This is a genomic window from Pantoea cypripedii (genome assembly GCF_011395035.1).
GTDB lineage: Bacteria > Pseudomonadota > Gammaproteobacteria > Enterobacterales > Enterobacteriaceae > Pantoea > Pantoea cypripedii_A.
Genome location: NZ_CP024768.1, coordinates 3432300 through 3458428, shown reverse-complemented (window position 1 = coordinate 3458428; position 26129 = coordinate 3432300). Strand labels below are relative to the sequence as shown.

The 26129-nt window shown below is 57.0% G+C and carries 16 protein-coding genes; 12 read left to right on the top strand and 4 right to left on the bottom strand.

Annotation, left to right across the window (positions count from 1 at the left end; all coding sequences use genetic code 11):
• Nucleotides 1-5: 5 nt before the first annotated feature.
• From CUN67_RS16100 to lplT, 8 genes are all read left to right on the top strand, one after another.
• Nucleotides 6-3140: an efflux RND transporter permease subunit gene (locus CUN67_RS16100; RefSeq protein WP_208716315.1), complete on the top strand. Its 3135-nt coding sequence runs from the start codon at nt 6-8 to the stop codon at nt 3138-3140.
• Nucleotides 3130-4536 (top strand): efflux transporter outer membrane subunit, encoded by a 1407-nt coding sequence (locus CUN67_RS16095; protein ID WP_208716314.1) that lies wholly within the window; start codon nt 3130-3132, stop codon nt 4534-4536. Before CUN67_RS16100 ends, CUN67_RS16095 begins: the two co-directional genes overlap by 11 nt.
• A gap of 140 nt (nt 4537-4676) precedes the next feature.
• A complete protein-coding gene (locus CUN67_RS16090) occupies nt 4677-5930 on the top strand; it encodes an MdtA/MuxA family multidrug efflux RND transporter periplasmic adaptor subunit (protein ID WP_208716313.1) in 1254 nt (417 codons plus the stop codon).
• On the top strand, nt 5927-9154 hold the full coding sequence (locus CUN67_RS16085) for an efflux RND transporter permease subunit (protein ID WP_208716312.1): 3228 nt from the start codon (nt 5927-5929) through the stop codon (nt 9152-9154). The genes CUN67_RS16090 and CUN67_RS16085 overlap by 4 nt, the downstream gene beginning before the upstream one ends.
• Nucleotides 9151-12252: an efflux RND transporter permease subunit gene (locus CUN67_RS16080; RefSeq protein ID WP_208716311.1), complete on the top strand. Its 3102-nt coding sequence runs from the start codon at nt 9151-9153 to the stop codon at nt 12250-12252. Before CUN67_RS16085 ends, CUN67_RS16080 begins: the two co-directional genes overlap by 4 nt.
• Before the next feature lie 3 nt (nt 12253-12255).
• Nucleotides 12256-13662, top strand: a complete 1407-nt coding sequence (locus CUN67_RS16075; protein ID WP_208716310.1) for an efflux transporter outer membrane subunit — start codon at nt 12256-12258, stop codon at nt 13660-13662.
• 482 nt (nt 13663-14144) lie between these two features.
• Entirely contained in the window at nt 14145-16295 is a 2151-nt protein-coding gene (gene aas / locus CUN67_RS16070) for a bifunctional acyl-ACP--phospholipid O-acyltransferase/long-chain-fatty-acid--ACP ligase (RefSeq protein ID WP_208716309.1), read from the top strand.
• On the top strand, nt 16292-17491 hold the full coding sequence (gene lplT / locus CUN67_RS16065) for a lysophospholipid transporter LplT (RefSeq protein WP_208716308.1): 1200 nt from the start codon (nt 16292-16294) through the stop codon (nt 17489-17491). Before aas ends, lplT begins: the two co-directional genes overlap by 4 nt.
• An 88-nt stretch (nt 17492-17579) precedes the next feature.
• Here the strand turns inward: lplT and CUN67_RS16060 are convergent, their stop codons facing one another.
• From CUN67_RS16060 to mutH, 4 genes are all read right to left on the bottom strand, one after another.
• Complete coding sequence (locus tag CUN67_RS16060) at nt 17580-18620, bottom strand: NADP(H)-dependent aldo-keto reductase (protein WP_208716307.1); 1041 nt, start codon at nt 18618-18620, stop codon at nt 17580-17582.
• Nucleotides 18621-18763: 143 nt separating this feature from the next.
• The gene (locus CUN67_RS16055) at nt 18764-18982 is read right to left on the bottom strand and encodes a YgdI/YgdR family lipoprotein (protein ID WP_208716306.1); all 219 of its coding nucleotides are present in this window, start codon (nt 18980-18982) and stop codon (nt 18764-18766) included.
• Between the two features lie 117 nt (nt 18983-19099).
• Nucleotides 19100-19810 (bottom strand): TerC family protein, encoded by a 711-nt coding sequence (locus CUN67_RS16050; protein ID WP_208716305.1) that lies wholly within the window; start codon nt 19808-19810, stop codon nt 19100-19102.
• Between the two features lie 171 nt (nt 19811-19981).
• A complete protein-coding gene (gene mutH / locus CUN67_RS16045) occupies nt 19982-20668 on the bottom strand; it encodes a DNA mismatch repair endonuclease MutH (RefSeq protein WP_208716304.1) in 687 nt (228 codons plus the stop codon).
• 684 nt (nt 20669-21352) lie between these two features.
• Here mutH and rppH point away from each other — a divergent pair.
• From rppH to thyA, 4 genes are all read left to right on the top strand, one after another.
• Nucleotides 21353-21880, top strand: coding sequence for an RNA pyrophosphohydrolase (gene rppH, locus CUN67_RS16040; RefSeq protein ID WP_208716303.1), 528 nt, complete (start codon nt 21353-21355; stop codon nt 21878-21880).
• Between the two features lie 12 nt (nt 21881-21892).
• Entirely contained in the window at nt 21893-24139 is a 2247-nt protein-coding gene (ptsP, locus tag CUN67_RS16035) for a phosphoenolpyruvate--protein phosphotransferase (protein ID WP_084876512.1), read from the top strand.
• Between the two features lie 111 nt (nt 24140-24250).
• Nucleotides 24251-25132, top strand: coding sequence for a prolipoprotein diacylglyceryl transferase (gene lgt / locus CUN67_RS16030; RefSeq protein ID WP_084876511.1), 882 nt, complete (start codon nt 24251-24253; stop codon nt 25130-25132).
• Nucleotides 25129-25923, top strand: a complete 795-nt coding sequence (thyA, locus tag CUN67_RS16025; RefSeq protein WP_084876510.1) for a thymidylate synthase — start codon at nt 25129-25131, stop codon at nt 25921-25923. The genes lgt and thyA overlap by 4 nt, the downstream gene beginning before the upstream one ends.
• Nucleotides 25924-26129 lie beyond the last annotated feature (206 nt).

Here is a 26129-nt window from a genome sequence, read left to right as displayed (position 1 = left end):
GCGTAATGTCTAAGTTTTTTATTGAACGCCCGATATTTGCGTGGGTGATCGCGATCATTGTGATGCTGGTCGGGGCGATTGCGACGCTCAAACTGCCGGTTAACCAATACCCCGATATCTCACCCCCGGCGGTTTCGATTTCCGTCACCTATCCGGGTGCCAGTGCGGAAACCACGCAAAACACCGTGGTCCAGGTGATTGAGCAGCAACTTAACGGCCTGGACGGTCTGCGTTACCTCGAATCCAGCAGTGCTTCCGACGGCAGTGCGCAGATCATCGCCACCTTTAACCAGGGGATCAACCCGGATATTGCTCAGGTACAGGTGCAGGACCGCGTTTCTCTGGCGGAATCGCAACTACCGACCGATGTGACCCAGCAGGGTATCCGCATCCGTAAGTACCAGAAAAACTTCATGATGGTGGTTGGCCTGATTTCGAAAGACGGCAAGCTGACCAACGGTGACCTCGCGGATATGCTGGTCTCCAAACTGGAAGACCCGATTTCCCGTACTCCGGGTGTCGGTGACTTTATGGTGCTGGGTTCCGAATACGCGATGCGTATCTGGCTCGATCCCGCCAAATTGTACAAATACAACCTGATGCCGAGCGATGTCAGCACCGCGATTGATAATCAGAACGTGCAGGTGTCTTCCGGTTCGCTGGGTGGGCTGCCAACCATTCAGGGGGCGAAAACGCAGGCAACGGTCCTCGGCAAAACCCGTTTCACTACGGTGAAACAGTTTGAGAACGTGCTGCTGAAAGTGAACAGCGATGGTTCTCAGGTGCGCCTGAAAGATGTGGCGTCGGTCGCGTTGGGGCCACAAAGCTACGGCATTGACGCCACGCTCAACGGCAAACCGGCGGCAGGTATCGCCTTGCGTCTGGCAACCGGTGCCAACGAGCTGAACACCGCGAAAGCGGTCCGTCAGACCATTGCCGATTTGAAAGAATCGCTGCCGGATAACGTGGAAGTCACTTATCCCTACGACACCTCGCCAGTGGTGAGCGCGTCAATTGAAGAAGTGGTGAAAACGCTGATCGAAGCCGTGGTGCTGGTGTTCTTCGTGATGCTGATCTTCCTGCAAAACCTGCGCGCCACGATGATCACCACGCTGGTGGTGCCGGTGGTCCTGCTGGGCACCTTCGGTATCCTTGCGGCCTTTGGTTATAGCATCAACACCCTGACGATGTTCGGGATGGTGCTGGCGATAGGGCTATTGGTGGATGATGCCATCGTGGTGGTGGAGAACGTCGAGCGTGTGATGCACGAAGAACGGCTCGATCCGAAAACCGCCACCATCAAATCGATGCAGCAAATCCAGGGGGCGTTGTTCGGTATCGCGCTGGTGCTGTCGGCGGTCCTGCTGCCGATGGCGTTCTTCAATGGTTCGACCGGGGTTATCTATCGTCAGTTCTCGATCACCATTGTCTCGGCGATGGCGCTGTCGGTGATTATGGCGTTGATCTTTACCCCGGCACTGTGCGCCACCTTATTGAAAGCCAGTTCGGCCGAGCACAAAACCACCGGGTTTGCCGGTTGGTTTAACCGCAAGTTTGATAGCGGTGCGATGCACTACACCCGCGGTGTGAATAAGGTGCTGTCCCGCCGTGGGCTGTTCATGGTGGTGTATCTGGTGATTGTCGGGGTGACCGGTTTCCTGTTTACCCGCGTACCCACCACCTTCCTGCCCAATGAAGACCAGGGCCTGATGATGGTGCAGATGACCCTGCCGGTAAACGCCTCGTCGCAGCGTACTCAGCAGGTGATCAACGATCTGAATGATTACCTGCAAAAGAACGAAGCCTCAGTGGTCACCACCACCTTTGGCGTGGCGGGCTTTAACTTTGCCGGTCGCGGTCAGAGTAACGCCATGGCGTTTGTGCGTCTGAAGGACTGGGGGGAGCGTACCCATAGCGGCCAGAGCGTGCAGGATTTGGCCAACCGCGTAATGGCGCATTTTGCCAGTTACAAAAACGCCAAAATCTTTGCCATGGTGCCGCCTGCGGTCATGGAACTGGGTAACGCCACCGGCTTTGACCTCTATTTGCAGGATACTGGCGCGCACACCCATCAGCAGATGATGGATGCCACGCATCAGTTGATTGATCTGGCGAACAAGGACCCGCGTCTGGCTCAGGTACGCATGAATGGCCTGGAAGATGAGCCGCAGTATCAACTGGAGATTAATGACGAGAAAGCCAGCGCGCTCGGTCTGAGCATGACCGACATCAACAACACCTTGTCGGTGGCCTGGGGTTCCAGCTATATCGACCAGTTCATGTACAACGGCCGTGTGAAAGAGGTGTACCTGATGGGGAAAGCGGATTCCCGCGTGACACCGTCTGACCTCAACAAATGGTACTTCCGCAACTCCAGCGGCACCATGGTTCCGTTCTCGGCTTTTGCCTCCGGTAAATGGGTGTACGGCTCTCCACACTTCGAACGCTTTAACGGCCTGACGGCGGAAGAGATCCTCGGCTCCCCGGCACCGGGTAAAAGTACCGGTGAAGCGATGAAAGCGGTTGAGGAGCTGGCGAAGCAGCTGCCGAGCGGTTTCCGTGTGCAGTGGTACGGCATCTCTTATGAGGAGCAGGCATCCGGTAACCAGACCACGCAGCTGTACATGATCTCCATCCTGGTGGTGTTCCTGTGCCTGGCGGCGCTGTACGAAAGCTGGTCGATTCCGTTCTCAGTGATTCTGGTGGTGCCGCTTGGCGTGCTGGGCACCATCTGCGCGGTGTTGATGCGCGGCTTGCAGAACGATGTGTTCTTCCAGGTAGGGCTATTAACCACCGTCGGGCTGGCGGCGAAGAACGCCATCCTGATTGTTGAATTTGCGAAGGAACTGCACGAGCGGGAAGGTAAGAGCCTGGTGGAAGCGGCAGTGGAGGCAGCCAGACTGCGTATCCGCCCCATCATCATGACTTCAATGGCCTTTATCCTCGGCGTGCTGCCGCTCACTATCTCTAACGGTGCGGGCGCGGGTAGCCAGCACTCCATCGGTACGGCAGTGGCTGGCGGGATGATTACCGCTACCTTCCTCGCCATCTTCTTTGTGCCGATGTTTTACGTGGTGGTGTCGCAGTTCTTCTCGCGTAAGAAAAAAGCATCCGCAGAGGGGGTGCAGCATGATAACTAAAACCTTCAACTGGGCGCTGCTGCCGCTGGCCGCCGCCCTTGGCTTAACCGGTTGTACCATGGAGCCGCATTATCAGCGGCCAGCGATGCCGGTGGATGCCCGTTACGACCAGCCCACCGCAGTGGGCAATGTGGCGGACCTGCCGTGGCAGAATTTTTTCACCGATGCCACGATGCGTAACCTGATCCAGCTTTCTCTTGATAACAACCGCGACCTGCGCGTCGCGGCCCTGAATGTCGAAGAGGCGCGTAACGATGTGACGGTGCAGCGCGCGGCGCTGATGCCGTCGATTGACGCCACCGCCAGCCAGACCTCAGCCCATGAGCCTGGCAATCTGTACAACACCAAAACCACCGGACCGGTGACTTACCATGAGTTAAACGCCGGTCTCGGCGTCACCTCATGGGAGCTGGATTTCTTTGGTCGGTTGCGCAGCCTGCGCGATCAGGCCCAGGAAACCTATCTGTCGACGGCGGCCACCGAGCGTGCCACCCGGATCTCGCTGATTTCGGAAGTGGCAACCGCCTGGCTGACCCTGTGTTCGGATAATGACCTGCTGCATCTGGCGCAGAACACCGCCCAGAGCCAGCAGGATTCATACCGGCTGACCAAAATGAGCTATGACGGCGGCGTCAGCAGCGACCAGGATCTGGCCGAAGCGGAAAGTACGGTACGCGCCGCCGAGGCGGATGTGGCCAGCTACACCCGTCAGGTACGTCAGGATGTCGACGCGCTGCGGTTGCTGGTGGGCACTGATCTGCCGGTGTCGCTGCTGTCCCATGCGACGCTGGATGCCAACTGGCAGTTCCCGGCCACGCCAGCCGGATTGCCGTCAGATTTGCTGACGCGCCGTCCGGATGTGATGGCCGCCGAACATACGCTGAAAGCGGCTAACGCCAATATCGGTGCGGCGCGCGCGGCCTTCTTCCCGAGCATTACGCTGACGGCATCCGGTGGGTCCACCAGTAGCTCGCTCGGCAGTTTGCTGGGTGGCGGTACCGGTGCCTGGTCGTTTGTTCCCTCGATCAACCTGCCGATTTTTGACGGCGGCAAAAACGAGGCGAACCTGAACATCGCCCATATCGAGAAACGCATTGAGATCGCCAACTATGAGAAAGCGATTCAGACCGCGTTTAAAGAGGTGAACGATGCGCTGGCCGGTCAGGACACCTGGCTGGATCAAATGACGGCCCTGCAAAAAGAGGTAGGTGCGAATCAGCGCGACTACGACTATTCTGAATTGCGTTATAAGCAGGGCGTTGATAATTATCTCAATGTGTTAGTGGCTCAACGTTCTCTTTACAGCGCGCAACAGACGCTGATTAGCGCGCATCTGGGCCAGTTAAGCCAGAAAATCACCTTGTACAAGGCACTTGGCGGCGGCTGGAAATCCTGAGGATCTTAACGAAATCCTTACGGTTTGAGCATGGAATAAAATATGTTTTTCAGCCGATAATACGCTCAGTAATGATTTACCTTTGAAATAATCCCCTGTTTTCCAGGGGATTTTCCATTTATCTGAGACCCAAGAACTCAATGAAGACCAACGCTTCCCGCTCCGCTTTCTCTCGCTGGCTGAAATGGCTGCTCCTGTTAGTTGTGCTGTTAATTGTGGCTGGCGTGATCTGGCGCGTAGTTGGAGGGCGTGGTGCTATGCCACCAGGCGGCGCACCGGGCGGGGCTCAGGGTGGCCGCGGTGGTCACCGTCCTGCCGGGGGGCCTCCGGGCATGGCGATGATGATGGGGGGCGCTACCCTGGTGCACAGTGGCGTTGCCACCACCGCCGATGTGCCGGTGTACCTGAATGCGCTCGGGACGGTGGTGCCCAATGCCAGCGTGACGGTCACCAGCCGCGTGGCGGGCCAGCTGGATAAGGTCTACTTCACCGAAGGTCAGAAAGTGCAGGCGGGCCAGCTGCTGGCGCAGATCGATCCACGCAGCTACCAGGCGACGCTGGCGCAATATCAGGGCGATCTCAATCAGAACCAGGCGCTGCTGAAAAGTGCCGAACTGACGCTGGCACGCTACAAAAAACTCTACGCGCAGGATTCTCTGGCGCGTCAGGATCTCGATACTCAGATGGCGACCGTGGGCCAGTATCGCGGTGCGGTGGCGGCGGATGAAGCGCAGATCGCCAGTGCAAAACTGGATATCGAATACGCGCGCATTACATCGCCGGTCAGCGGCCGTGTTGGCCTGCGTCTGGTGGACCCTGGCAATATGATCCAGACCTCCGACACCACCGGTATTGTGGTGGTGACGCAGATGCAACCGGCAGCGGTGACCTTCAGCGTGCCGCAGAGCAACATTCCTCAGCTGACCAAAGCGCTGCACAACGATCAAAGCCTGCCAGCAACGGCGTTTGATCAGGACAACACCACGGTGCTGGCTCAGGGCGAAGTGAGATACATCGGCAACCAAATCGACACCAGCACTGGCACCATCGAGCTGAAAGCCAGTTTCGCCAATGAGGACGAGTCGCTGTTTGCTAACCAGTTCGTCAACCTGCGCCTGCAAACCGAAATACTGAAAAACGCCACGGTGATCCCGGCCCAGGCGTTGCAACTGAGCAGCGATGGCAGCTTTGTGTTTGTCATCAACAAAGACAACACCGTGACGCGTAAAGCGGTCACCACCGGCCCGACCTTTGGTGAAGATTTCCAGGCGATCCTGAAAGGGGTAGAGCCGGGCGAACGCCTGGTGACGGAAGGCATCGATCGTCTGACCAACGGCAGTAAAGTGACGCTGGCCGATGAGAGCAAACCGACTGCGACCACCGAGGCCAAATGAATCCGTCACGCCTGTTTATCCAGCGGCCGGTCGCGACCATCCTGTTGATGGTCGGCGTACTTATCGCCGGGATCTTCGCTTATAAATTCCTCTCCACCTCGGCGTTACCGCAGGTGGACTATCCGACCATTCAGGTCACCACGCTGTATCCGGGTGCCAGCCCGGACGTGATGGCTTCATCGATCACTTCGCCGCTGGAGCGCCAGCTGGGGCAGATGGCGGGGTTAAGCCAGATGACCTCCACCAGTTCCGGTGGTTCCTCGATCATTACGCTGAAGTTCAGCCTTGATTTGTCGCTGGATGTGGCGGAGCAGGAAGTACAGGCGGCGATCAACGCCGCGAACAACCTGCTGCCGAGCGATCTGCCCAATCCGCCGACCTATAAAAAGGTCAACCCGGCAGATACTGCGGTGATCACCCTGGCGGCCAGTTCCGAAACGCTGCCGTTGACGCAGGTACAGGATCTGGTCAACACCCGCGTGGCGCTGAAACTGTCGCAGATTTCTGGCGTGGGTATGGTGACGCTGGCGGGGGGCCATCAACCGGCGATTCGTGTGCAGATGGACCCGAAAGCGCTGGCGGCGCATAACCTGACGCTGGAAGACGTCAATACCCTGATCGGCAACAGCAACGTTAACGGCTCGAAAGGCGGCTTTGACGGCAAATACCATTCGGTCACTATCGACGCTAACGACCAGCTGCGTACCGCTGAAGAGTACGGCAACCTGATCATTACTTATCAGAACGGCGCTGCACTGCGCCTGAAAGATATTGCCCATATTGAGCAGGGACCGGAAAACACCTTCCAGTCGGCCTGGGCCAATAACAATCCGGCGATTGTGATCAGCGTGCAGCGCCAGCCAGGGGCAAACGTGATTCAGGTGGTGGATGCCATCAAGGCCAAATTGCCTACGTTGCAGGCGGCCTTGCCGGACGGCGTCAAAATGAGCATCCTCTCCGACCGCACGCAAACCATTCGCGCTTCCATCAGTGACGTGCAGTTCGAGCTGATGTTGTCCGTGGCGCTGGTGGTGATGGTCACCTTCCTGTTCCTGCGCAACATCGCGGCAACGCTGATCCCCAGCGTGGCGGTGCCGCTGTCACTGATTGGGACCTTCGGCGTGATGTATCTGGCGGACTTCAGCCTGAACAACCTGTCGCTGATGGCGCTGACCATCGCCACGGGCTTCGTGATCGACGATGCGATTGTGGTGGTGGAGAATATCTCGCGACGGCTGGAAGAGGGCGAAACGCCAATGCAGGCGGCGCTGAAAGGTTCGCAGCAAATTGGTTTCACCATTATCTCGCTGACTTTTTCGCTGATTGCGGTGCTGATCCCGCTGCTGTTTATGGGCGATGTGGTCGGACGTTTGTTCCGCGAATTTGCCATTACCCTGGCGGTGTCGATCCTCGTCTCGATGCTGGTGTCGCTGACGCTGACCCCGATGCTCTGCGCCTACCTGTTGCAGCATATCCCGCCGGAAAAGCAGTCACGCTTCTCCCGCAAGGGCGGCGAATTTATTGACAAGATGATTCGCGGCTATGACCGTCTGCTGACCATCGTGCTTAATCACCAGAAGCTGACGTTGCTGGTGGCGCTGGCGACGTTTGCGCTGACGGCGGTGCTGTATCTGGTGATTCCGAAAGGTTTCTTCCCAACCCAGGATACCGGCCTGATTCAGGGCGTGACCATTGCCTCGCAGGATGTCTCCTTTAGTGAGATGTCGCAACGGCAGCAGGCGCTGGCGAAGGTGATCCTGCAAAACCCCTCGGTGGAGAGTCTGTCCTCCACCATCGGTATCGACGGCACCAATACCAGCCTCAACAGCGGCAGCATGCAAATCAACCTCAAGCCGTTTGGTGAGCGTGATGACAAAGCCGATGTGGTGATTAAACAGCTGCAACAGGCGGCGACCCAGGTGACGGGTATCCAGCTTTACCTGCAACCGGCGCAGGATTTGACGGTCAACGACCAGGTCACGCCGAACCAGTATCAGTTCACCCTCGACGATGCCGACAGCGAAAACCTGGTGAAATGGACGCCGCAGCTGATTGCCGCCTTGCAGAAACGCCCGGAATTTAATGGCGTGGTGAGCAACTTACAGGATCAGGGCCGCGTGGCTTATGTGGAACTGAATCGTGATAAAGCGGCACGTTACGGCATTACCGCCTCGGATGTTGATACCGCGTTGTACAACAGCTTTGGTCAGCGCCTGGTGTCTACCATCTTTACCCAGGCGAACCAGTATCGCGTGGTGCTGGAAGTGGCACCGACGTATCAGCAGTCGCCAGCCTCGTTCGATGATGTCTATCTGCAACCGTCGACCAGCAGCAGCTCCACCACCACCAGCAGCTCGTCCAGTAGCAGTAGCTCGTCCAGTAGCTCCAGCTCCAGTTCATCGGACAGCTCCAGCAGTTCGACCTCATCCAGCACCAGCAGCAGCACCACTGGCATGGTGAAACTGACCTCGATCGCCACCATTCATGAGCGCACCGGTTCGCTGATGCATATGCGCCTCAACCAGTTCCCGGCGGTGATGGTGTCGTTTAACCTCAGCAGCGGTTATTCACTGGAAGATGCGCAGCAGGCGATTACCGAGGTTACGCAACAGCTGAATCTGCCGTCGAGTATCACCCTGCGTTATCAGGGGGAAACCTCGGCGTTCCAGAGCGCCACGGGCAACACGCTCTGGCTGATTCTGGCGGCGCTGATCACCATGTATGTGGTGCTGGGCATTCTGTATGAAAGCTTTATTCATCCGGTCACTATTCTCTCCACGCTGCCGTCGGCGGCGGTGGGGGCGCTGCTGACGCTGCTGCTGGCCGGGAGCGAGTTCAGCCTGATTGCGCTGATCGGGGTGATCCTGCTGATCGGCATCGTGAAGAAGAACGCCATTATGATGATCGACTTCGCGCTGGAAGCGGAAAACAAGCAGGGGATGAGCCCACGCGATGCGATTCATCAGGCGTGTCTGCTGCGTTTCCGCCCGATTATGATGACCACCATGGCGGCGTTGCTGGGCGCATTGCCGCTGATGCTGGCCTCTGGCTCCGGCGCAGAGTTGCGCCAGCCGCTTGGTCTGGTGATCGTCGGCGGCTTGATCGTCAGCCAGGTGCTGACGCTGTTCTCCACCCCGGTAATCTATCTGTGGTTTGATGGCTGGGCGCAGCGTGGCAAGCGTTTTGTGCAGCGTAAACAGCAGCAGGCGCGAGGCGAGCAATGAATCTGACGCGGCTGTTTATCTTCCGCCCGGTTACGACTCTGCTGCTGACGCTGTCGATCATGCTACTTGGCCTGTTGGGCTACCGGCTGCTGCCGGTGGCTCCGCTGCCGCAGGTGGATTTTCCCACCATTATGGTCAGTGCCAGCCTTGCCGGGGCCAGCCCGGAAACCATGGCGGCCACGGTAGCAACACCGCTGGAACGTTCGCTGGGGCAGATCGCGGGCATCACCGAGATGACGTCGAGCAGCTCGCAGGGTTCCAGCACCATCATTTTGCAGTTTGAACTGGATCGCGATATCAACGGCGCGGCGCGTGATGTGCAGGCGGCGATTAACGCGGCACGCAGTCTGCTGCCAAGTTCGATGGAATCGCTGCCGACGTACCGTAAAGCCAACCCATCCGATGCGCCGATTGTGATGCTGGCGCTGGTCTCCGCCACCCGAACGCCGGGTGAGCTCTACGATCTGGCGGAAAGTAAGATTGAACAGGCGATGAGCCAGGTGCAGGGCGTCGGCGAAGTGTCGCTGATGGGCAGCGCACTGCCTGCGGTGCGTATCGATCTGCAACCGCAAAAACTGACGCAGTACGGGATTGCGCTGGATACGGTGCGCAGCGCCATCGCTGACAGCACCACCAACCTGCCGAAAGGCATCCTGCAGGGTAGCAACCAGTCGTGGCTGGTGGACAGCAACGGGCAGCTGGATAAAGCGGCACAGTACCGCAATCTGATCGTCAGCTATAACAACGGTAAAGCGGTGCGTTTGCACGATGTCGCCACCGTTTATGACTCCGTCGAAGATAAATACCAGGCCGGTTTCCTCAATGCGACGCCGTCGGTGATGATCGGTATCACCCGTCAGGCCGGGGCTAACATGCTGGATACCATTGATGCCATCAAAGCACAGCTGCCGAACCTGGAAAAAGATCTGCCCGCCGATACCCAACTGAAACTGGTGGTGGACCGTTCCCCCACGGTGCGTCAGTCGTTGTATGACACCGAAGAAACGCTGCTGATTGCCGTGATGCTGGTGATTGCGGTGGTGTTTGTCTTCCTGCGCAATGTGCAGGCGGTGGTGATCCCGGCGCTGGCGCTGCCGGTGTCGCTGATTGGTACCTGTGCGGTGATGTATCTGCTGGGTTATAGCCTCGATAACCTGTCGCTGATGGCGTTGATCATCTCCACTGGCTTTGTGGTCGATGATGCGATTGTGGTGCTGGAAAACATCACCCGCCATATCGAAGAAGGGTTAAGTCCGCTGCGCGCTGCGCTGCGTGGGGCGCAGGAAGTGAGTTTTACCGTGCTGTCGATGACCATGTCGTTGATTGCGGTCTTTATCCCGATCCTGCTGATGGGCAGTATCGTCGGGCGTTTGTTCCGCGAGTTTGCCGTGACGCTCTCCATCTCGCTGCTGATCTCGATGTTTGTCTCGCTCAGCCTGACGCCGATGCTGTGCGCGCGCCTGCTAAAACCGAAGCCGAAAGTCAGCAAACGTCCGCATCCGCTGTATCAGTTTATTGAAAACCAGTTAAATGCGTTGCTGGCTGCCTACTCGCGCGGCCTGGCCTGGGTGCTGGCGCACCAGAAAATCACCATGTTCAGCCTGCTGCTCACCGTGGTGCTGAACCTGTTTTTGTATTCGGTGGTGCAGAAAGGCTTCTTCCCCAATCAGGACACCGGTCTGCTGATGGGCGCGCTGCGTGCCGATCAGAACATCTCGTTCCAGGCGATGAAGCCGAAGATGTTGCAGTTCACCAAAATCATCGAGTCTGACCCGGCAGTAGAAAGCGTGATGTCGTCAATGGGCAGCGGCATGTTTGGTTCACGTAATAGCGCCAACTTCTTTGTGCGACTGAAGGATTTTGATAAGCGATCTGCGACCGCCACCGAAGTGGCTAACCGCCTGAGTATGAAGACCAGCCATATTGCCGGGGGACAGATGTTCCTGATGGCGGCGCAGGATCTGCATATTGGTGGCCGCAGCGCTAACGCCACTTATCAATACAGTTTGCAGGCCGACGATCTGGATGTGTTGCGTACCTGGACGCCGAAAGTCCAGGCGGCGCTGGCGGCGATCCCGCAGCTGAACAGCGTGGATTCCGACTCGCAAACCGGTGGCCAGGAAGTGGTGATCAATATCGATCGTGACCGGGCGAAGATGCTCGGGGTTAACGTGCAGATGATCGACACCATGCTGAACAACTCTTTCAGCCAGCGGCAGATCGCCACGCTGTACCACACGCTCAATCAGTACCATGTGGTGATGTCGTTGCAGGACAGCTACACCCGCGACCCGAATATCCTGAAAGAATTGTTTGTGGTGAATGACAGTGGCGACCGCGTGCCGCTTTCGGCCTTTGCCACTTTTGTCGGCGGCAATGCGCCGTTGTCGGTGGCGCATCAGGGGCAATCCGCGACCAGCACCATCGCTTTTAACCTGAATGACGGTGTCTCGCTGGAGCAGGCGCAGGCGCTGATCAAGCAGGCGATGGCGAAGCTGGGGTTACCTTCCAATATTCAGGCGGGCTTTGCCGGTACGGCGGCGGCCTTTGCGCAGCTTACTGCCACCATGCCGTGGCTGATTCTGGCGGCGCTGGCGGCGGTGTATATCGTGCTGGGCGTGCTGTACGAAAGTTATATCCACCCGATTACCATTCTTTCCACGCTGCCATCGGCGGGCGTCGGCGCCTTGCTGCTGTTGCTGCTGACCAATACGCAGCTGACGGTGATCGCGCTGATCGGCATTATCCTGTTGATTGGTATCGTGAAAAAGAACGCCATTATGATGATCGACTTTGCCATCGACGCCGAGCGCCGTCAGGGCATGACGCCCCGCCAGGCGATTACCCAGGCCTGTCTGATGCGCTTCCGTCCGATCATGATGACCACGCTGGCGGCCTTCTTTGGTGCACTGCCGCTGGCGCTGGGCAGCGGCGGCGATGCCGACCTGCGTAGCCCGCTCGGTCTGGCGATTGCCGGTGGCCTGGCGCTCAGTCAGCTGCTTACCCTGTTTACCACGCCGGTTGTTTATCTCTGGCTCGATAGTCTGAGCCGCGCCACCAAACGTCAGTGGCGGCGGTTGCGTCATGCGGAATCCTGATCCATGAAAATGTCGTTAAAAATTACCCCGATCTTTATGGCGCTGCTGCTGGCAGGCTGTACTGTTGGTCCTGATTATCAGCGTCCGACGATGGCGATGCCGACCCATTTTAAAGAAGCGCAAGGCTGGACCGAGGCCACGCCGCAGGATGATAAGAGCAAAGGCGACTGGTGGGCGGTGTACCACGATGCCACCCTCGATGGCCTGTTGCGTCAGGTCAGCATCTCTAACCAGAACGTGGCTAACTATGCTGCGCAATATCGCGAGGCCCAGGCGCTGGCGTCGCAGTCACGCGCTGAGCTGTTCCCGTCGGTAACCTATGATGCCACCAGCACGCGCAGCGGCAGTCGCGCCAGCACCACCGGCCAGCGCAGCGTCAGCAACAGCCATCAGGCGGAACTGAGCGCCAGCTGGGAGCTGGATTTGTGGGGCAAACTGCGCCGCACGCTGGAAGAGAACAAAGCCAGCGCCCAGGCCAGCGCTGCCGAACTGGCGAATATCACCCTCAGTGCCCAGTCTGAGCTGGCACAGGACTATTTCCAGCTGCGCATTATGGACGAGAAAATTGCCCTCTATCAGCGCAGCGTTGATGCTTATCAGCGCTACCTGACAGTGATTCAAAACAAATATCAGGCGGGCAGCGAATCGCGCGCCACCCTGGCGCAGGCGCAGATGCAGCTGGAAAGCGCCCGTGCTTCGGCGCAGGATTATCAATGGCAGCGCGCACAGCTGGAGCACGCTATCGCGCTGCTGCTGGGCCGTGCGCCTGCCGATTTCTCCCTGCCGGTGGCGAAGCTGGATGCCACCCTGCCGGATATTCCGCACAGCGTGCCGTCGCAGCTGTTGCAGCGCCGCCCGGATATCGCCTATGCCGAACGTAACGTGGCGGCAGCGAACGCCGCGGTGGGCGTGGCGATTGCCGGTTACTACCCGGACCTGACCTTAAGTGCCAGCGGTGGCGTCAGTTCGTCCACCTTCAGCAACCTGTTCTCGCTGCCGAATCGCGTGTGGTCGCTGGGACCGGAGCTGAGCGGCACCTTACTCGACTTTGGCGCGACGTCGGCGAAAGTGGAGCAGGCGCGCGCCTCCTACGATGCCAGCGTGGCCAGCTATCGCCAGGCGGTGCTGGAAGGGATGCAGGAAGTGGAGGATTACCTGGTGGAGCTGAATACGCTGAAGGGTGAAATTAACTCGCAGCAGCTGGCGACCACGGCAGCGCAGGAGTCAGCGCGGGTGACACGTAACCAATACGAAGCCGGGATGATTGATTATCTTGATGTTGCCACCACCGAAAACAGCAGCCTGAGCGAGCAGCAGAGCCTGCTGTCGTTGCAGAGTACCCAGTGGGTGAGCAGCGTCGAGTTGATTGCCGCGCTGGGCGGCGGATGGCAGGGGGGAGGGACGCCTTAGCGCTAGCGTTGTTTGCTTCAGAGCAGGTTTCGTTCGCCTCGGGTACTGGCAGTTTCAGTTCGCCGGTGCGGCGACCGAGCAAAGGGCGCCCTGGGTCGCGCCCTTTGCATTCCCTGGCCCTGCGCCGCCTGCCTCGCCGCTTCGCGGCTTTATTGCGCGATAAATCGCGCCGCTACACGCCGCCTTTCGCCGCATCCATGCGGCTCATCCTGGAATCGTTCCCGCGCTCAGCGAGTCCGGATGGCGCTCACCCCACCGCTGCACCAGCGATAACGGTCTTTGGTTTTTCTTTTGCTGTTTGTTTTTGATTAGATGGTCCTGCAACTCGACAATGCCTGGCGGGCGGAACCTTCTCAGAGCTAAACCGCTGCTGCCAGCACCGGGGACCGTAATTTATTACGCATTGCCACCGCTGCCACTTGTCGAAAACAGCCAGATCCTGCATCGTAGGGACCATTTTTCACGACTGCTAAGGAGCTGGCATGTTATTCACCTGCCTGCGTTTCCTCTGCCGCCTGTTATGGCGCGTCGAGCTGCGCGGTGATCTGGCCGCACTGCACAAATCTAAGGTGCTGATCACCCCGAACCACATGTCATTTCTTGATGGCGTACTGGTGGCCTTATTCCTGCCCATTAAACCGGTGTTCGCGGTCTATTCCTCGATCAGCGATCAATGGTTTATGCGTATCCTGAAACCAATGATCGACTTCGTACCGCTCGATCCCACCAAACCGATGTCGATAAAGCATCTGGTGCGTCTGATCAACGAAGGTCGCCCAGTGGTGATTTTCCCGGAAGGCCGTATCACCGTTACCGGTTCGCTGATGAAAATCTACAGCGGTGCGGGCTTTGTGGCAGCAAAATCGGGAGCCAGTGTGGTGCCAATGCGCATCGAAGGCGCGGAATATACCCCGTTTGGTCGCCTCAATGGGGTGTTTAAGCGTCGCCTGTTTCCTCGCATCACCCTGACGGTGTTACCGTCCACTGTGATCCCGATGCCAGAAGCGCCACGTGCGCGTGACCGTCGTCTGCTGGCTGGCGAGCACTTACATCATGTGATGATGGAAGCGCGTATGGCGGTGCGTCCGCGTGAAACGTTATTTACTGCGTTTCTTAACGCGCGCACGCGCTACGGCTTGTTTAAGCCCTGCATCGAAGACATCAACTTCAAAAGCGACAGCTACACTGGCCTGCTGAAAAAAGCATTGGGCGTCGGGCGTATCCTCGAACGCTACAGCCAGCAGGGGGAATATGTTGGCCTGCTGCTGCCCAATGCTACCGTGACGGCGGCGGCGATTCTCGGGGCGTCACTGCGTGGACGCGTTCCGGCGATGCTCAACTACACCGCCGGCGTCAACGGTATGCGCGCGGCGCTGACCGCGTCGCAGGTGAAAACCGTGTTCACCTCGCGCCAGTTCCTGGATAAAGGCAACCTGTGGCATTTGCCCGAGGGGCTGAGTGAGGTGAAGTGGATTTACCTCGAAGACCTGCGCGACACCGTCACCACTAAAGACAAATTGTGGATCCTTACCCATCTGCTGATGCCGCGTCGCGCGCAGGTCGCGCAGCAGCCGGAAGATGCCGCGATGGTGCTGTTTACCTCGGGGTCGGAAGGCCATCCCAAAGGTGTGGTGCATTCCCATAAAAGCCTGCTGGCTAACGTCGAGCAGATTCGTACCGTGGCGGATTTTACCCCGCGTGACCGCTTTATGTCGGCGCTGCCGCTGTTTCATGCCTTTGGTCTGACCGTGGGCCTGTTCACGCCGTTGCTGACCGGGGCAGAGGTGTTCCTCTATCCCAGCCCGCTGCATTACCGTGTGGTGCCCGAGCTGGTGTATGACCGCAACTGTACCGTGCTGTTTGGCACCTCAACCTTCCTCGGTAACTATGCGCGGTTCGCCAGCCCTTACGATTTTGCCCGTCTGCGTTATGTGGTGGCCGGAGCGGAAAAATTGCAGGAAGGGACGCGCCAGATTTATATGGAAAAATACGGTATCCGAATTCTGGAAGGCTACGGTGTGACCGAGTGTGCGCCGGTCGTGGCAATTAACGTACCGATGGCGGCGAAATCGCACACCGTGGGACGTATCCTGCCGGGGATGGATTCGCGTCTGATTTCGGTGCCAGGCATCGAGCAGGGCGGTCGCCTGCAATTGCGCGGCCCCAACGTGATGAACGGCTATCTGCGTGTGGAGAACCCTGGCCAGCTGGAACTGCCGGTAGCCGATAACGGCGAAGGTGAGCTGGAAGCGGGCTGGTACGACACCGGCGATATCGTCAGTTTCGATGAGGGCGGATTCTGTCAGATTCAGGGCCGGGCGAAACGCTTCGCCAAAATCGCCGGTGAGATGGTCTCGCTGGAGAGTGTCGAGCAGATCGCCCTGAAAGCCTCGCCGGAGAAACAACATGCGGCGTCCCTGCGGCCGGACGGCAGCCGGGGTGAAGCGCTGGTGCTGTTCACCACCGACAGCGAGCTAAATCGTGACAAGTTGCAGCAGGCGCTGCGTGAGCTGGGTGCACCGGAACTGGCGTTACCCCGTGATATCCGCGTAATGAAACAATTGCCGATGCTGGGCAGCGGTAAACCTGACTATGTCAGCCTGAAAAAACTGGCCGAAGAGGAGCAGGCATGAGCCAGGCGGTAAACCCGGATGCACCCCTGATGTCGCGTAGCATGACGGCAGTGATTGTGGCGCAGTTTCTCTCGGCATTTGGCGACAATGCGCTGCTGTTTGCCACGCTGGCAGTGCTGAAAAATCAGTTCTATCCCGACTGGAGCCAGCCGATTCTGCAAATGTTGTTTGTGGCCACTTACATTCTGCTCGCACCCTTTGTCGGGCAGATGGCGGATAGCTTTGCCAAAGGCCGGGTGATGATGTTCGCCAACAGCCTGAAACTGCTGGGGGCGCTGATTATCTGCTTCGGCTTCAACCCGTTCCTCGGCTATACGCTGGTGGGCGTGGGGGCGGCGGCTTATTCCCCGGCTAAGTATGGCATCCTCGGCGAAATCACCCGTGGTGAGAAGTTAGTGAAAGCTAACGGATTGATGGAAGGATCGACCATCGCCGCGATTCTGCTGGGTTCAGTGGCGGGCGGTATCCTTGCTGACTGGCACCTGCTGGCGGCACTGGCGGTGTGTGCGCTGACTTACGGTCTGGCGGTGGTGGCAAACCTGTTTATCCCACGCCTCGGGGCGGCACGTCCGGGCCAGAGCTGGCACTTTGGCGTGATGCTGCGCAGCTTTATTGATGCCACGGTGCTGTTATGGCGCAACGGCGAAACCCGTTTCTCACTGCTGGGCACCAGCCTGTTCTGGGGGGCCGGGGTGACGTTGCGTTTTCTGCTGGTGCTGTGGGTGCCGGTAGCGCTGGGAATCAGCGATAACAAAACGCCGACCACACTGAATGCGATGGTCGCGATCGGTATCGTGATTGGCGCGGCGGCAGCGGCGAAGCTGGTGACGCTGCAAACGGTACGCCGCTGTATGCCTGCCGGGGTGCTGATTGGCGTGATGGTGGTGGTGTTCTCCATGCAGCACAGTTTGCTGCCTGCATACCTGATTTTAATGCTGATTGGTGCGCTGGGCGGGTTCTTTGTGGTGCCGCTGAATGCCTTGTTGCAGGAACGCGGCAAGGCCAGCGTCGGCGCGGGCAATGCGATCGCCGTGCAAAACCTCGGTGAAAACACCGCGATGTTGCTGATGCTGGGGCTGTATACGCTGGCGATTAAGCTGGGGGCACCGGCGGTGGCGACCGGTATCGGGTTTGGCGCGATTTTCGCCGTGGCGATCGTCATTTTATGGTGGAAAGCGCGGCATCCCACACCTTAAAAACCGCGCAATAAATTGCGCCGCTACGGATGCTGTGCACCCAATTTGTAGCGGCGCGATTTATCGCGCAATGCCGGGATGATGCAATTTAAGGCGCAGGATAGGTAAACTGGCGGTGAATCGCCTCAATGCCTTCCAGCACATCCGCATTCAGCGTCAGATTAAAACTCTCCACGTCCGTCTTCAGCTGTTCCAGCGTGGTCGCACCCAGCAGGGTGCTGGCAACAAACGGCTGTTGACGCACATAGGCCAGCGCCATTTGCGATGGGTCAAGATTGTGCTTCTTCGCCAGCTCTACATACGCAGCTACCGCCTGCTGCGACTGCTCGCTGCTGTAACGGGTAAAACGACTGAACAGGGTATTACGCGCCCCGGCCGGTTTTGCCCCGTTCAGATACTTGCCGCTTAAGGTGCCGAACGCGAGGCTGGAGTAAGCCAGCAGTTCCACACCTTCATGCTGGCTGATCTCCGCCAGACCCACCTCAAAGCTGCGGTTCAGCAGGCTGTACGGGTTCTGAATGGTCACAATGCGCGGCAGTTCATGCTTCTCTGCCAGTTGCAGATAGCGCATCACGCCCCAGGCCGTTTCGTTCGACACGCCGATATAGCGAATCTTGCCCGCGCGCACCTGCTCAGTCAGCGCTTCCAGCGTTTCCAGCAGTGTGACCGGCACGGTGGATTCGGTGTACTGATAACCCAGCTTGCCAAAGAAGTTAGTCTGACGTTGCGGCCAGTGCAGCTGATAAAGGTCGAGATAGTCGGTGTTCAGGCGCTTCAGGCTGGCGTCCAGCGCTTCACGGATATTTTTACGATCCAGCGCCTGGTTAGGACGAATCGACGCATCAGCGCCGCGTACCGGGCCTGCAACTTTACTTGCCAGGATAATCTTGTCACGGCTGCCACGCTGCTTCAGCCAGCTGCCAATATATTGTTCAGTTAAACCCTGAGTTTCCGGGCGCGGCGGCACCGGATACATTTCAGCAGTATCAATCAGGTTGATCCCCTGGCTGACAGCATAATCCAGTTGCGCATGAGCGTCGGCTTCGCTGTTCTGCTCACCAAACGTCATGGTTCCCAACCCCAGCTGACTCACTTCCAGCGTGCTATGGGGGATACGGTGATAGTGCATTGCCGGCTTCCTTTTTTCATTATGGAATGGAATGTTGTGTCCTGTGGGACTATAGCGCGTGAAACGGCGCGGAAGGAAGGGGGGAAAGTTCGGGAAATCGCCTGCACAGCTGGAAAAATACCGCAGGCGATGAAATTTGGCACTTAACGCTCAATGATGGTAGAGACCTCATCACCATTGATTTGCATTTCATGGCCCTGTTCGTCTTTGTACTGCACCAGGCCAGTGTCTTTATCAATTGCTGGTTTGCCTTCCGTCATAATCATGCGGCCATCTTTGGTCGCCATCACGTAATCACTGCTGCAGCCACTTAATACTAATGCCGCCAGCACCAGCCCCATTGCACTTACCAACCCTTTCATCCGCTACTCCCTTACACAACTTCAACAGCAAAAGTGTAGTAATAAATGGTTTTGGCGTTCGGGGTAATCACATCATTCCGAAAAGCAACGGGCGAGCAGGACTCGCCCTTGACTTTCTCAGGCCGCGCCTTTCCTGCTGCGCATCAGGTTGAGGCACTCCACAGCCATCGAGAAGAACATGGCAAAATAAATGTAACCTTTTGGTACATGGACGGCAAAACTCTCCAGAATCAGGGTAAAGCCGACCAGAATCAGAAAAGCCAGCGCCAGCATTTTCACTGACGGGTGACGGTCAACAAACTCGCCGATGGTCCGCGCCGCAAACATCATCATCAGTACGGCAATCACCACCGCCATCATCATAATAATCAGATGGTCCGACAGACCCACGGCGGTAATCACCGAATCGAGGCTGAAAATAATGTCCAGCAGCATGATCTGCACGATGGCACCGAGGAACGAATGCACGTTGGTTTTATGTTCTTCTTCGCCACCCTCAATGGTTTCGTGGATCTCCATACTGGATTTCCACAGCAGGAACAGGCCACCAAACAGCAGAATCAAATCACGCGCCGAGAAGGCGTGGTCCATGATTGAGAACAGTGGATTGGTCAGGCGCACTACCCAGGCAATCGAGGCCAGCAGCCCGAGGCGCATCAACATGGCTCCCATCAGGCCCAGACGGCGCGCGCGATTTTGTTGATGTTTGGGGAGCTTCGCGACCACCAGAGAAAGGAAAATAATGTTATCGATGCCCAGAACCACTTCCAGAATGGTTAATGTCCCCAGCGCCAGCCAGGCGTTGGGATCAGCAATCCAGTCAAACATGTGTACATTCAATCCTAAACGAAAAGTAAACGGCGATTATACACTTCATCATTCAAGTTGCAGCTGCGTTAGCTGCGTGTGCTCACCCCAGTCACTTACTTATGTAAGCTCCTGAGGATTCACCCACTTGCCGCCTTGCTGCACCTCGAATGATTTCGTGTATCTACATGTTCACAGCAAAAAATGGCGCGCCAGCAACGGTCCGGTGAAACTCTTCTTGAGATAAAAGCCGCGAGGTAGCGTCATTATAGGCTCTCCATGCTCGCCGATGGCTTCGGTCAGCGCTTTGCTGTTGGCGGCTTTCGGACGAATTTGCAACCAGGCCCCGTGACGGGCGGTGATACGCTCGACCTGGCCGAGCACAATCATATCCATCAGTTCCTCCCAATCATGGCGCAGCTGCTCCTCTTCCTCGGGACTGGGATGCCACAGCAGCGGCGAGCCAACGCGACGTTCCGCCAGCGGCAGTGCGCGGTCGCCTTCCACCGGAATCCACAATACGCGTGCCAGCTTATGGCGCACATGGCTGGTTGCCCAGGTGACGCCGCTATTGCCAGTGAGTGGGGCGACACAGACAAAGGTGGTTTCCAGTGGTTTTCCCAGCGCATCGACCGGGATGGTTTTCAGCTCGATACCGAGATGAGCAAAATCCTGCTCCGCTTTACTGCCCGCGCTGGCACCGAGGTGCATCTCCAGCAGCATCCCCACCCAGCCTTTATCCCGCTTCAGATTGGCAGGCATCGGCAGACCCAGCTGCGCGGCAAGGGCGGCAAAGGTCTGGCCTGCCAGCTGCCGGGCGCGTTGCAGTAATTCCGCTTCATTTTTTGGTGGCTCAGGCAGTAAAGCAGGGGAACTCATGGTTTTACTCATGTTGATTAAATAGTAAACAGTTGTGGCGGGTGCAGGTTGTCCACAAAATGCAGCCAGATATTTTGCAGATAATAGCATGATTCAGCGTGCTTTTTTATTTGCTGCCATTTCACGGCTGGCAAAGGCATGCGGGGTTATCCCGGTTTGTTATCGACAATAAACAGGATCTTAAACCCAGTTATCCACAGAAAGATGGGATAACCCCGGCTTTAACCCACCACTGTTTCCATTTACAGCCTTGACTTTAGCGATTTGCTGGCTTTTTTTCCCATTTCTGACCAGGTTTAGGACATTCTCTGTGGATAAAAACGACGGAGGTCGATCTTTAACCAATTCACCAACAGGAGGTTATCCGCTCCCGGTTTTTTGGCCTGAAAATATCCGTTATTATCTTTTATCTATAAGAGAATATTGGATTTTATTATTGTCTGGTCCTGTTATGATAAGACTTTTCCGAAGCGGTTATTCAATTAATTCCCGTGTTCTGCACAAAGCTATCCACAGAAAAGGTGAATAAAATCGCCCTGAAATCGGCTCCCCTGTTTATAACCTGGCTAAACTCTGTGAGTTATCCTGTAATTATTCCGTCATCACCCCAGATATCCAGTGGTTTACCGCCTGTAAGGAGTGTGAAACAATCAAGCTATTCAAATTTAGCTTTGAGGTAGTCCAGTGATCGATGATGATGGCTACCGCCCGAATGTTGGTATCGTAATCTGTAACAGGCAAGGACAAGTGTTATGGGCCAGGCGCTTTGGACAGCACTCCTGGCAATTTCCCCAGGGAGGCATCAATCCCGGTGAAACCGCAGAACAGGCGATGTATCGCGAACTGTTTGAAGAAGTGGGTTTGCACCGCAAAGATGTTCGAATACTTGCTTCAACCCGTAACTGGTTACGTTACAAATTGCCAAAACGTTTGGTGCGTTGGGACACAAAGCCGGTGTGTATCGGCCAGAAACAAAAGTGGTTTCTTCTGCAGTTGATGAGTAGTGACGCGGATATCAATGTGCAACACAGCAGCACGCCAGAGTTTGATGGCTGGCGCTGGGTCAGCTTCTGGTATCCGGTGCGTCAGGTTGTCTCCTTCAAACGTGACGTCTATCGCCGCGTAATGAAGGAATTCGCTGGCGTGGTGATGACTATGCAGGAGAGTGCGGGGCCGCGAAATGCCGCAGCCCATCGACGTAAGAGAGGATAGGCCACGCCCTTTATGCTCACTCAGTTGCGCGAAATAGTAGAAAAAGTGGCGAGTGCGCCGCGTCTGAATGAAGCACTCGACCTTCTGGTAAACGAGATTTGCCTTGCGATGGAGACCGAGGTCTGCTCGGTCTACCTCGCCGATCACGATCGTCGCTGCTATTACCTGATGGCAACACGCGGGCTGAAAAAACCGCGTGGCCGCACGGTCACGCTGGCATTTGACGAAGGTATTGTGGGTCTGGTTGGCCGCCTGGCCGAGCCGATTAACCTCGCCGATGCGCAGAGCCACCCCAGCTTCAAATACATTCCTTCTGTGAAAGAGGAGCGCTATCGCTCCTTCCTCGGCGTGCCCATTATCAGCCGCCGCCAGCTTCTTGGCGTGCTGGTGGTGCAGCAGCGCGAGCATCGGCAGTTCGACGAAAGTGAAGAATCTTTCCTGGTTACGCTGGCCACCCAGATGGCGGCACTGCTGTCGCAATCGCAGCTGGGTCAGCTCTTTGGTCAATTCCGTCAGTCGCGAGTAAAAGCCATTGCCGCCTCGCCAGGTGTCGCGGTAGCGCCAGGCTGGGTTGATGAGACCCAGCCGCTGCTTGATCAGGTTTCCGCCGCTTCAACGCTGGATGTGCAGCGCGAACGCGACCGTCTGGCCGTCGCCATGAGCGAGGCCGCCAATGAATTCCGCCGCTTCAGTAAACGTTTTACCGCCAGCGTGCAGAAAGAGAGCGCGGCGATCTTCGATTTGTATTCGCACCTGCTGACTGACGCGCGCCTGAAAAAAGATCTGTTTGCCGAGATCGAACGCGGATCCGTCGCGGAATGGGCGGTCAAAACGGTGATCGAGAAGTTTGCCGCCCAGTTTGCCAGCTTGCAGGATCAATATCTGCGCGAGCGGGCCGGGGATCTCCGCGTGCTGGGCCAGCGTCTGCTGTTCCACCTCGACGATTCCCTGGTGGGCACCAATGCCTGGCCGGAACGTTTTGTGCTGGTTGCCGATGAGCTAACCGCAACCACGCTGGCCGAACTGCCCCACGAGCGGCTGGCCGGGGTGGTGGTGCGCGATGGCGCGGCGAACTCGCATGCGGCGATCCTGACGCGTGCCATGGGGATCCCGACGGTGATGGGGGCAGATATCCTGCCCGCCCAGCTCAACAAACGCCTGCTGATTGTTGACGGTTATCGCGGCGAGTTGCTGATCGATCCAGAGCCCGTGTTGGTGCAGGAATATCAGAGGCTGATCAGCGAAGAGAACGCGCTGAGCAAAATGGCTGAAGATGTGGTTGAGCAACCAGGTGAACTGAAAAGCGGTGAACGCGTGCAGGTGATGCTCAATGCCGGTCTCAGCCCGGAGCATGAACGCGCGCTCGACAGCTGGGTCGATGGCATTGGTCTGTATCGCACCGAAATTCCCTTTATGTTGCAAAACGGCTTCCCGTCGGAAGAGGAGCAGGTGGCGCAGTATCAGGGCATGCTGCAACTGTTCCACAACAAGCCGGTGACGCTGCGTACCCTGGATGTCGGCGCGGATAAGCAACTGCCGTATATGCCAATCAGCGAGGAGAATCCCTGCCTCGGCTGGCGCGGTATCCGTTTAACCCTCGACCAGCCGGAAATCTTTCTGGTGCAGGTGCGCGCTATGCTGCGCGCCAATGCGGCCTCGGGCAATCTCAGCATTTTGCTGCCGATGATCAGCCATATTGATGAGATCGAGGACGCGCGTCGTCTGATTGATCGTGCCGGGCGGGAAGTGGAAGAAATGCTGGGTTACATCATTCCGAAGCCGCGCATTGGGGTGATGATCGAAGTCCCGTCGATGCTGTTTCTGATCCCGCATCTGGCGGATCGTGTCGATTTTGTCTCGGTTGGCACCAACGATTTGACCCAGTATCTGCTGGCGGTGGATCGCAACAATACGCGGGTGGCGAATCTTTACGATCCGCTGCATCCGGCGATGTTGCGCGCGTTGCAAACCATTGCGCAGGAAGCCCACAAGGCCAAGCTGGAACTGGGGCTGTGTGGTGAAATGGCGGGCGATCCAATGTGTGTCGCGCTGCTGGTGGGGCTGGGTTATCACCACCTCAGCATGAACGGTAAAAATATCCCGCGCGTGAAGTATCTGCTGCGTCATCTCGATAAAGAAGAAACGCAGAAGCTGAGCGAGCAGGTCGTGGCGGCCCACACCGCTTCGGAAGTCCGCCATCAGGTCTCCGCTTTTATGGAGCGACGCGGCCTGGGTGGATTGATTCGCGGTGGTCGCTAAGGTTTACATTTCTGCGGCATTTATGAAAACACCGCTGTGCTATTATGCGCAGCCTTTATTGAATTGCCCCTGGCCACACCGTTTTCAGGGCAGAAAATTCCATGGTGAAAGATGACTAACGGCTATATCGCTTTTCCCCAATTTGACCCGGTGATTTTCTCCGTCGGGCCGATTTCGCTCCACTGGTACGGTTTGATGTATCTGGTGGGCTTTATATTCGCTATGTGGCTGGCGGTGCGTCGTGCCAATAAGCCGGGCAGCGGCTGGAAAAAAGAGGAAGTGGAAAACCTGTTATATGCCGGTTTCCTCGGCGTATTCCTCGGTGGCCGCATCGGCTATGTGTTGTTCTACAACCTGCCATTGTTCCTTGAGAATCCGCTGTATCTGTTCAAAGTCTGGGATGGTGGGATGTCGTTCCACGGCGGCCTGATGGGCGTGATCGTGGTTATGCTGATCTTTGCCCGTCGTACCAAACGTACTTTCTTCCAGGTCTCTGATTTTATTGCACCATTGATCCCATTTGGCCTTGGTGCTGGCCGTCTCGGTAACTTTATCAATGGTGAACTGTGGGGCCGTGTGGCACCTGATTTTAAATTCGCCATGCTGTTCCCGGGTTCGCGCAGCGAAGACGTGGCGCTGGCGGCCACTAACCCGCAGTATCAATCCCTGCTGAATACCTACGGCGTACTGCCGCGTCATCCGTCACAGCTGTATGAACTGATGCTGGAAGGGGTGGTGCTGTTCATCATCCTCAACCTGTTTATTCGCAAGCCGCGCCCGATGGGCAGTGTGTCGGGACTGTTCCTGATTGGCTACGGCGCATTCCGTATTATTGTTGAATTCTTCCGTCAGCCGGACGCGCAGCTGGGTCTGTTCGACGGCGGTATCAGTATGGGGCAGATTCTCTCGACTCCAATGATTCTGGCTGGCGTGATTATGATGATTTGGGCGTATCGTCGTCACCCACAGCAACAACCACGAGAGGTAAAATGAAACAGTATCTGGATCTGATGCAACATGTGCTGAATGAAGGCGCAGAAAAGGCCGACCGTACCGGCACTGGCACGCTCTCCATTTTTGGCCACCAGATGCGTTTCAATTTGCAGGACGGTTTTCCGCTGGTCACCACCAAGAAATGCCACCTGCGCTCCATCATTCATGAATTGTTGTGGTTCCTGAAAGGTGAAACCAATATTGGTTACCTGAAAGACAACAACGTCACCATCTGGGATGAATGGGCGGATGAAAACGGTGATCTTGGCCCGGTATACGGCAAACAATGGCGCAGCTGGGGCAGCGCCAGCGGTGAAGAGATTGACCAGATTTCCCGCGTGATTGAGCAACTGAAACGCGACCCGGATTCGCGCCGCATCATCGTTTCGGCGTGGAATGTGGGTGAGCTGGATCAGATGGCACTGGCACCGTGCCACGCGTTCTTCCAGTTCTACGTGGCGAATGGCAAGCTTTCATGCCAGCTGTATCAGCGCTCATGCGACATCTTCCTCGGTCTGCCCTTCAACATCGCCAGCTACGCCTTGCTGGTGCATATGGTGGCGCAGCAGTGTGACCTTGAGGTGGGTGATTTTGTCTGGACCGGTGGCGATACCCATCTGTACAGCAACCACCTGGAACAGGCACGCCTGCAACTGACCCGCGAACCGCGCCCGTTGCCGAAGCTGGTCATCAAGCGTAAGCCAGCCTCGATCTTTGATTATCAGTTCGAAGATTTCGAGATTGAAGGTTACGATCCGCATCCAGCCATCAAAGCGCCGGTCGCGATTTAAACCTTAAAAAGGTTGCCAAAAGCCCTGCCTGCGCAGGGCTTTTTTGTTTCCGGCTAAGCGTTAGCCTTTCCCGGTGAAACGAATAACCCAAAGTTATCTTCTGCTAAACAAGCTAAAAACATAATCTTTATTCCTTTTTCGAAAGTCCCCTCTGACCCCCCTCTTTATCATACGACCAATACGTTATTGACTTAAAAAGTGCAGCT